Below are 9,403 nucleotides of genomic sequence, written 5' to 3'. Positions count from 1 at the left end.
CGGACCGCGCCGCCGGGCGCCTCGCCGCGGGAGCCTGCCCGCGTCGTGCGCGGCACGTCGAAGATGCGGCGGTACGCGCCGCGGTAGTCCGGGTAGAGGAACGCCTGCGGCGGGTGCTGCTCCCGCACGTAGCCCTCGGCCATGAGCACGGCGAGCCGCGCGTACTCCTCGTCGCCGGTCACCGCGGTGAGCTCGGCGAGCGCCTGGATGATCCAGTGATCCCCCGGCCACGGGAACTCGAGCGCCCGCGGCACGGCGTACAGGCGGAGCTGCCGATCGGCGATGCGCCGCGAGCCCTCGAGCGCACCGGGATCGCCCGTCCGCTGGTAGATCTTGACGAGCGCGAGCGCCACCTCGCCCGGGTAGTAGAGCGGCTCCTTCTTCACCCGCGCGCGGCGCCTCGAATCCCGGTGCGTCGCGAACACCGCGCCGTCCGGGTCGATCATCTGGAGCATGCAGCGCGTCATCCCGGCGAGGCGATCCTCCGCGGGGTAGGCCCGGACGCGCGCTGCGAGCGCCGCGTCCTCCACCTCCTCGGGCGCCGGGAGGAGCGCTATCGCGATCGCCCCGAGCGCGGTGGAGCCGGACTCCGCCCGCCCGCGATCGCCGACGAAGCACAGCGCGCCGCCCGATTTCTTCGCCGGCGCCCGGAGGTTCGCGTCCATGTAGTCGAGCGCCCGGAGCCCGGCCGGCAGCGCCTCCCGCCCGGCCTTCGCGAGCCCCGGCTCCGCGCGGCCGTACCTGTACGCCGTGAACAGGCCGTACACGGCGCCGGCGTGGCGCGGCAGGTTGTAGCCCTTCGTCCGCGCGCGGTACGGCGGGAACAACTCGTAGTGGAACCGCCCGTCCGCCTCCACGCGCCTCGAGAGCCAGGACACCGCGAGCGCGGTTCGCGACACGAGGTCGGCGCGCGTCAGCCGCTCGCCGTGGAGGGTGTTGCCGCGGAACAGATCCGCGACCGCGCCGTCCGCGCCGGCGCTCGCGAAGCTCGTCGTCCGGAACAGCCCCGCCCGCACGAAGCCGCGCTCGATCGCCCCCTCGTCTCCCAGCTGCGCCTCCGCCGCCCGCGCGGCGATGACCTCGAGCGCCTTGGCGTTCGACGTGACGCGGGGCGTCAGCATGCCCTGGGTGACGGGATCGGCGGGCAGCACGACCACCGGCTCCTCGCGGCCGCGCACGGCGAAGGCGATCCCGTCGACGCCGATCTCGGTCTGGGAGCAGAGGTCGAGCCAGCGCCCGAGGTGCGCCATGCTCTTGAGCGCCGGATCCGCGCCCCGGAACAGCCCCGCGCCGAGCTCGAACAGCGGGCGGTACGCCGCGCGCCGCGTCGGTCCGGGCACGTCGACCTGGACGCGGAGCTGCCCGCCGTCCGCGTTCCACCCCGGCGGCGCCGCCCCGCGCGCCCGGTTCGAGGCGTTCAGGACGGCCGTGAACGAGTCCCCGCCGCCGCGCGAGAAGCCGCGGGCGCTCCTCCCCTCCGCGTCGTACAGCGTGACGTAGACGCCGTGCGGCGAGCCCTCTTTCGCGAGCGCCAGGACGCCGCCCGCGCCGGCGTCCCCCTCCCGGGCGATGGCGACCGCCGCGCGCTTCGCCGCGCCGCTCCACTCGGGCGCCGCCTGGGGGGCGGCGAACGCCTTGATGTAGTCCTCGGTGGGGTACTCGATCACGTTCCAGGTGAGCAGGAGCAGGTCGAGCGCGAGCGCGAGCAGCGCGAAGACGGCGCCCGTCACGAGCGGGAAGCGGGCGACGAGCGACCTGCCGCGGCGCGCGAGCCGCCGCTCCAGCACCGCGATCGGCGCGGCCGCGACGAGCCACGGCACAATCGCGCCGAGGCTCCCGAGCCCGACGGCGGCCGACGCGGCGATCACCGCAAACGGCAGCGCGACGCCGACGACGACGCGGCCCCGGAAGGGGGTGGCCGGCCAAAGCCTCCTGCGGATCGCGATCGCCGCGGCCGCGAGCGGCAGGCCGACGATCGCCGCGCTCGTCGGATCGACGGCGAGGCACGCGAGCCACGCCGGGAGGATCGCGGCGACGTCCGCGCCGATCCCCAGGCAGCCCGCATTCGCTTTCTCAGGCGCGCTCATCCGACGTCTCCGCTCACCCGCGGCCGATGATCTTCCTCACCTTGGACAGATCCTCCCGGCCGAACTCGCGCATCAAGGCGAGCGCGCCCAGGTAGACCAGCAGCACCACCACCACCTCCACGAGCGTGAACATCTTGCCCGCAACCGGGAGGACGTGCCCGGCCGCCGCCGCCGCAGCGCCGGCGATCGCGACGCGCAGCGCCGTCTTCCAGGGCAGGAACGCCTTGAAGCGGCGCCACACGAGGACCCCGCAGACGACGAGCGCCACGGTCCAGCCGATGCCCGATCCGGACGCCGCCGCCGCGAGCGTCTCGGTCCCGTGCCCCGCGCCGGAGACGAGCGCGGACACGGAGCCGACCGCCGCGACGAGCCCCGCGACGATCACGGCGAGCGCACGCCACGGGTGACCCGAACCGTTCAGGATCGTGTTGCCGATGATCATCAGCCCGAACGCGACGATGCCGAGGGAGAGGATCCGGAGCGCCGGGGCGATGACCGCGTACTCCGGCGGGAACATGAGGCGCGCCGCCTGCTCCGGGAGCGCGAACATGACCGCCGCGAGCGCCGTGAGGAAGATGGCGGCGAAGCGCATGGTCTGCCGCACGTAGCCGCGCGCCTTCTCCTCGTCCTGATCGAACGTCGCCTTCGAGACGAGCGGGAACACGACGAACGCGATCGCGAGCACCGCCTGGTACGGGATGAAGGCGAGCTGCTGCGCGGCCTTGTACTGGCCGGCGCGCTGCAAGGCGTCCGCGCCCGGCACGAGCCCCCCGAGCAGGTAGAGATCCAGCATGAGCACGAGGTTCAGGAGGAACGTGTAGACGAGCAACAGCGTGTCGAACTGGAGGAAGCGCTTGGCGGGGAACGTCCCGACCACCGGGCGGCGCGAGACGAACCCCGCGAGGATCGCGACGAGCACCGCGGTGATCAGGAAGCCGAGCACCGTGCCGAGCACCTCGAAGCCGGCCACGACGAACAGGATGATGGCGACCGTCTTCAGCGTCGAGAACGTGACGTCGAACAGCGCCTGCCGGTTGAACCGCCGCAGCCCATTGAACGAGCCGATGAACACGCCGTAGCAGGAGTACGCGACGATGATGCCGGCGGAGAGGCGCATCAGGTCCGCGAGGTCGGGCTTCTCGAACCAGAACGTCGCGATGACGCCCGCGAGGAGCGCGTACGCCGCGCCGAGGATCACGCCGATGCCGCCCTGGACGAGGAGGCCGGTGCGGCGCACGGCCCCCGCGCGCGTCTCGTCCTCGCTCGTGAACTTGGAGACCGCCTGGATCGTGCCCGTTATCAGCGTGTTGTTGATGAACGACACGCCGGTGAAGACGATGCCGTAGGCGCCGAACAGCGCCTGCCCGGCCTCCTCGCTGCCGGCCGACCACTTGAAGACGCGGGGCAGGATCAGGCCGAGCGCCACCCCGGTGACGAGGAACCACGCCTTGGCGAAGGCGATGTACAGGACGCCGCGCCCGACGGACTTGATCACCTTGTCGTCGGCTGTCGTGCTCATGGCCGCCGAACGGTACGGGCAGGCCGGTTGGGCGTCAAGCGTCTTGCGCTCACTCTTGCGCTCACTCCGGGAAGCCGCTGATGCAGTCGGTCAGGGGGCCCGCGAGGCCGGTCCAACCGGGCAGGCCCGTGGTGACCGCCGGCCCCGTGCCGAGGACGCCGGAAATAGCGTACGTGATCGGATCGACCTCGAACAGCTCGGCGTCCATCGACAGCACGTACAACCGCGAGACCCCGTCGGTGAACAGCGGGCCGCCGAGCGCGTGGATCCCCCAGGTGCCGCCGGTCGCGATCAGCGTGCCGAAGCCGGTCTCGTAGTCGAAATCGTAAATGTCGCACGAGTCGATCGCGAAGCCCGGGTTGTCTGTAATCTCGCCGTCCGCGTCGATCCCGGGGCCCATGTCGTCGATGTCGGCCACATCGGCGACCTCGAGATCGCTGACCACGATGAAGCTGAAGTCGCTCGCCAGGTAGTCGCCCGTGAAGCGCAGCAGCCGGTTGCCGGTGGAGCTGCTCACGTCGACGCCGGTGTCCATTCCGTAGAGCCGCCCGTCGCAGTCGGTGTACAGCGCCTCGAGCATGATGCCGCCGGGCATCGTCCCGAGCAGGGTCGGGGTGACCGGGCTGCCGTCCCGCGGCGGCTCGGCGATGTGGTAGAAGTGGGTCTGATCGTCGGCGTCCGACAGCCGCGCGCCGAAGAGCGAGCCGTCCTCCAGCATCGTGATCAGGTTGTGCCCCCACGGGAGGCCGGTCACCGCGCTCGACGTGAAGCCGACCACCGTCCCGTCCTCCGCGTCGAGCTCCACGTACACGAGGAGCGTGTCTGCGGAGTACCACAGCTCGGCCCACATCGTCGGCGCGGGTACGTCGAGCTCGTCGGTCAGCCCGTCGCAGTCGTCGTCGACCCCGCCGTCGGCGTCCTCCAGCTGCCCGGGGTTGATCGAGCTGTCCGTGTCGACGCAGTCGAACGGGAGGCACCACGAGTCGCTGTCCTCGTCGACGCACTCGGCGCCGGTCTCGGTGTCCGGCTCGCCGCCGTCGCCTCCCGCGTCCGCGTCGGAATCGGTGTCGACGTCCGAATCCGTGTCGGTGTCCGCGTCGGAATCCGTGTCCGCGTCGGAATCCGTGTCCGCGTCGGAATCCGTGTCGGTGTCCGCGTCGGAATCCGAGCTCGCGTCCGGATCCCCGGTGTCGCCGCCTTCGCCGCACGCCGCGAGCGCCGCCGCCGCAAGGGCCCCCGCGATCCGAGACAGCACAGACGCTCTGATTGCCATGTCGCCCGCACCCCCCTTCCTCTCGTCGGGAGCGTATCACGAATTCACCGGGCCCGAGCGTGACCCGAATCAGATTTCGAAGACGTCGGAAACGATCTCGCGGCTCGCCACGGCGAGCGGGATCCGGCCGTCGAGCGCCCTCGCGCTCGTCGCGAGCGCGACCTCGGGCGTGTTGTTCTCGGCCGACAGGTGCGCGAGGCAGGCCCACTGGAGCCTGCCGAGATCCGCCGCCGCGGTGAGGAGCGCCGCCGCCTCCTCGTTCGAGATGTGCCCGTGCGGCCCCCGGATGCGGCGCTTGAGGTACGCGGGGTACGGCCCCTCCGCGAGCATCCGTTCGTCGTGGTTGCTCTCGAGGAACACGCCGTCGAGATCCGACACGAGCGCGCCGAGGCCGTCGAACGGGTGGCCGAGATCCGTAAGCACGCCGAGCCTCTTTCCCCGATGCTCCACGGCGTACGCGACGCCGTCCGTGCCGTCGTGGGGCGTCGGGATCGTCTCGACCCGCACTCCCCCGATCTCGAACGCGTCGCCGGCGCCGAACGCGCGCACGTCGGCGATCCGGCCGAGGTCGAACCTCCCGCGCGCCGCAGCGAGCGTCTTGCCGGTGAGGTAGACCGGGACGCCCCACTTGCGCGCGTAGATCCCGGCGCACTTCACGTGGTCGATGTGGTCGTGCGTGACGAGCACCGCCGACAGGGACCGCGGATCGCGCCCGCGGGAGGCGAGCCGCCGCTCGACCTGCTTGCCGCTAATCCCCGCGTCGACGAGGAGGCGCGTGTCGCCGGCCTCGACGTAGATGCAGTTGCCGTTGCTGCCGGACTGGAGGGAGATCGCGATCATCAGGGCGGCAGTCTAGCCCACGTCACCGCAATTTCAACTCCACGGTGTCGAACATGGCGCGGCGCCCCTTGAGCCTCGGCGGGAGGCTCGGGGCGTACGCGGCGAAGAAGATCCGCCGGCGCCGGTCGTCGCCGTCGTGGCGGAACGCGAACGCCGCGCGGGACCTGAGCCTCCCGGCCGCCTCGCCGACCGCGTCATAGAGCGCGTCGCGGACGGCCACGAGCCTCCACCCAGCCTTGCCCGGGCCCTCGCGCGCGAACAGCTCCTCCGCCTCGGCGAGCGCGTCGACCATCATCCTGAAGCGCCGAACCTCGCTCGGCTCGAGCCCCTCGACCGCGAGCGCCGTGGCGTGGCTCGCGCACCCGATGAGCACGCAGTACCCCTCGTCGATGCGCCGCCGCACGCTCCCGTCCGCGACCGGCGCGGCCCCCGCCGCCGCGGTCCCTGCCGTGGCCGCGATCCTCTCGAGCGCCTCGATCCTCTGCTCCGCGTCCATGAGACTCCTCTCCCGGCGGCGCGAGACGGCCGCCGTCCCTCCCCCCTGAATCGGACGTTCCGCCGCGCGGTTGACGAAAATCGACGCTACGGGAGAAAAATCCGCCCGCGATCGGGGCTCACGGGCGCGGCGCGAGCTTGACGTCGCCGTCGAACTCGAAGTGGCACATCGAGAGGTGCCCCGGCCCGACCTCGCGCACGAGCGGCACGATCAGGCGGCACGACATCTCGGCGTGCGGGCAGCGCGGGTGGAAGTGGCACCCCTTCGGCGGCTCGAGCGGCGAGGGCGGATCGCCGTGCACGACGGCGGGCGGGCGGAACGCGCCCGGCTCGCGCGACAGCACCGAGGCGAGCAGCGCGCGCGTGTACGGGTGGCGCGGCGCGTCGAGGAGCCGATCCGTCGGCGCGATCTCCACGATGCGGCCGAGGTACATCACGGCGATCCTGTGGCTCAGGCGGCCGACGAGCTCGACGTCGTGCGAGATGAGCAGGAAGGCGACGCCCAGCTCCCGCTGCAGGTTGACGAGCAGCGCCGACAGCTGGGCGCGGCTCGCCACGTCGAGCGCCGACACCGGCTCGTCCGCGACGAGGAACCGCGGCTCGACCGCGAGCGCGCGGGCGAGCGAGATCCGCTGGCGCTCGCCGACCGAGAACTCGCGCGGGAGCCGCCCGAGCGCCTCGACCGGCAGCCGGACCATCTCGAGGAGCGCCCCGAGCTGCGCGATCATCTGCCGCGCCGAGACGCGCCCCCTGTGCGTGCGCACCGCCTCCTCGAGCGCCGTGCGCACCTTGAGCCGCGGGTTCAGGCTCGACGCCGGATCCTGGAAGATGATCTGCATGTCGCGCCGGCGCCGCCTGAGCTTCCCGCCGCGCAGCCGCGTGATGTCCTGCCCGTCGAACGCGATCTGCCCGGCGGTCGGCGTCTCGAGCCGGATGAGCAGCCGGCCGAGCGTGCTCTTCCCGCAGCCGGACTCGCCGACCAGCCCGACCGTCTCGCCCGGGAAGACGGCCAGCGACACTCGATCCAGGGCGCGGACGTACTTTCGCCGGCCCCCCGCGGCCCACAGGCCCGGGCTCGCGTAGTACAGCTTCGTGACCTCCTTGGCCTCGACGAGGGGCGCGCGCGGTTCGCCTTTCACTGGCGCACCCTCCCCCCGGCCGCGCCCGCCTCGAGGAGGGAGCGGGTGTACGGGTGCTCGGGCGCCGCAAAGACCTGCCGCACGTCGCCCGCCTCGATCACGCGGCCGCCGTGCAGCACCGCGACCGAGTCGGCGAGCGCCGCCACGACGCCCAGGCTGTGGGTGATGAGCAGCATCGACATCCGGAGGTCGCGCCGCAGGCGCGCGAGGAGATCGATGATCTGGGCCTGGACCGTGGCGTCGAGCGCGCTCGTGGGCTCGTCGGCGATCACGAGGTCCGGGCGGCACGCCAGCGCGACCGCGACGAGGATGCGCTGGAGCACGCCGCTCGACAGCTGGTGCGGGTAGGCCGCGTAGCTCCGCGGCGGGTCCGCGATGCCGACCATCTCCATGAGCGACAGCACCTGCTCGCGGACGAGGCTCCCGCCGAGCCCCTTGTGCAGCCGCAGCACCTCGCCGATCTGCGGCCCGACCTGCTTGAGCGGGTTGAGCGCGGAGCGCGGCTCCTGGAACACCATGCCGATCCGGTCACCGCGGAGCTCGCACAGGCGATCCTCGCCGGCCGCGAGGACGTCCTCCCCGTCGAACAGCACGGCGCCGCGCCGGACCTTCGCCGCGCGCGGCAGGAGCCCGAGCACCGCGAGCGCCGTGAGCGTCTTGCCGGAGCCCGACTCCCCGACGAGCGCGACCGCCCGCCCCCGCGGCACGTCGAGCGAGAGGCCGTCGATCACGTCGCGCGCGCCGTCTCGCCCCGTCACCTCGACGACGAGGTCACGGATCGAGAGCACGTGTGGAGCCTTCGGCATCCGCATCCTCCTCGGCGGCGGCGAACGAGCGCTCCAGCGCCGCGAGCTGCTCCGTCGTCGCGGTGATCGGGGCGAACCCGCCGATCGCGAGCCCCTCCCCGGGCGGCGGGAACGTGCGGAGCGCCTCCGGGATCTCGGCGAACGGGGCGATCGACGCCGGGAGCGCGGCCGCGTTGACCTCGACCGATCGCGTGTAGGCGCCCCAGGCGCCGTCGGACGCGGCGAAGGACGAGCCCGCCGAGAACTGGTAGCGCAGGCCGAGCCCGACCCCGGGCAAAACGGACGGGGCGATCATCGTCAGCTCGAGATCCTCCGGCCGCGCCGCGTCGACGAGGGTGTCGCCTTCGAACAGCTCGAACGCCGCCGCCTGCTCCCGCCCGGCCAGCGCGCTCCGCTCCGCCTCGGTGAAGAGGTCGACGGCCCCGCCGGCGACGAGGTCGAACACGATGAGCTCGGAGGACAGGGTGTCGTGGGCCGCGCCGCACGCCGTCGCCCGCGTGTCGATCCGGACGAAAAGGTACGGCCCCATCGACGCGGTCACCCTCGCCCTGGACGCGAGCTCGCCGAACGCCGGCCCGTTCCCGTCCTCCGCCTCGGGCGGATCGGTGATCGGAGACTCCTCGCCGTCCAGCCGGCTCACGGCGACGAGGCGGGTGACGTCGGCGCCCGCCGCGACCGCCGGGCACGCGCCCTCCCGCCCGGCCGCCTCCCACGCGGCGCAGTCGCAGGTCGGGAGCTCGACCGCCCGCTCCTCGACCTCGTACACGCCGCCGGGCACCGCGAGCAGGAGCCCGGGCCGCGACGCGATGATCCGGCCGCCGTTCCTGTTGCCGCGGACCCAGTGCGTGTCCACGCGGCCCTGCGCGTCGATGGTCCACAGGAGCACGTTCTGGACCGGCTTCACAGGCGGCAGGATCACGGGATCCCTCGCGCGGCACCCCGCGACGAGCGTAACGACCCCGCCGAGCGCGAGGACGAGCGGGAGCGTATGGAGGAGCTTCAACGGCATTCGATCGTTTCCGGCTTTCGTCCGCAGAGCATAGAGCATCCGCGCCGTTCTCGAAAGCGCGCGGGCGCCTTCGACGAAATCATCGCCCGAATGAGGATCGGTATTCCCGGTCGCGGATCGGGCGCCCGTACCAAATTTAATTGTCGCCGAAGATTCGGCATTGACACTAAATCTGTTGGAGAATACCGTGGTACAAATGCTGTTTTCATGGAGGAAAGTGCATGCGCCCCCCCCC

8 protein-coding genes and 1 pseudogene are annotated in these 9,403 nt (G+C 72.4%); 1 reads left to right on the top strand and 8 read right to left on the bottom strand.

Annotated elements, in window-relative coordinates:
• From M0R80_29420 to M0R80_29385, 8 genes and pseudogenes are all read right to left on the bottom strand, one after another.
• On the bottom strand, window positions 1–2,087 hold a 2,087-nt coding region (locus M0R80_29420; GenBank protein ID MCK9463759.1), incomplete at its 3' end, for a hypothetical protein.
• Window positions 2,088–2,100: 13 nt separating this feature from the next.
• Entirely contained in the window at window positions 2,101–3,606 is a 1,506-nt protein-coding gene (locus tag M0R80_29415) for an oligosaccharide flippase family protein (protein ID MCK9463758.1), read from the bottom strand.
• 979 nt (window positions 3,607–4,585) lie between these two features.
• Window positions 4,586–4,789: pseudogene (locus M0R80_29410) on the bottom strand (hypothetical protein).
• 159 nt (window positions 4,790–4,948) lie between these two features.
• Entirely contained in the window at window positions 4,949–5,719 is a 771-nt protein-coding gene (locus M0R80_29405; protein ID MCK9463757.1) for an MBL fold metallo-hydrolase, read from the bottom strand.
• Between the two features lie 22 nt (window positions 5,720–5,741).
• On the bottom strand, window positions 5,742–6,215 hold the full coding sequence (locus tag M0R80_29400) for a hypothetical protein (protein ID MCK9463756.1): 474 nt from the start codon (window positions 6,213–6,215) through the stop codon (window positions 5,742–5,744).
• Window positions 6,216–6,333: 118 nt separating this feature from the next.
• A complete protein-coding gene (locus tag M0R80_29395) occupies window positions 6,334–7,353 on the bottom strand; it encodes an ABC transporter ATP-binding protein (protein MCK9463755.1) in 1,020 nt (339 codons plus the stop codon).
• Entirely contained in the window at window positions 7,350–8,159 is an 810-nt protein-coding gene (locus M0R80_29390; protein ID MCK9463754.1) for an ABC transporter ATP-binding protein, read from the bottom strand. Before M0R80_29390 ends, M0R80_29395 begins: the two co-directional genes overlap by 4 nt.
• Window positions 8,125–9,168, bottom strand: coding sequence for a hypothetical protein (locus M0R80_29385; protein MCK9463753.1), 1,044 nt, complete (start codon window positions 9,166–9,168; stop codon window positions 8,125–8,127). The genes M0R80_29390 and M0R80_29385 overlap by 35 nt, the downstream gene beginning before the upstream one ends.
• On the opposite strand from M0R80_29385, the gene M0R80_29380 reads away from it, so the two are divergent.
• A partial coding sequence (locus M0R80_29380) for a hypothetical protein (GenBank protein ID MCK9463752.1) occupies window positions 9,148–9,403 on the top strand: 256 nt, incomplete at its 3' end. The two genes, M0R80_29385 and M0R80_29380, sit on opposite strands and share 21 nt — an antisense overlap.

The organism is Pseudomonadota bacterium (assembly GCA_023229365.1).
Taxonomy (GTDB): Bacteria; Myxococcota_A; Polyangia; order JAAYKL01; family JAAYKL01; genus JALNZK01.
Note: the sequence above shows the minus strand (reverse complement) of the source record. Positions and strands in the feature narration are given on the sequence as shown.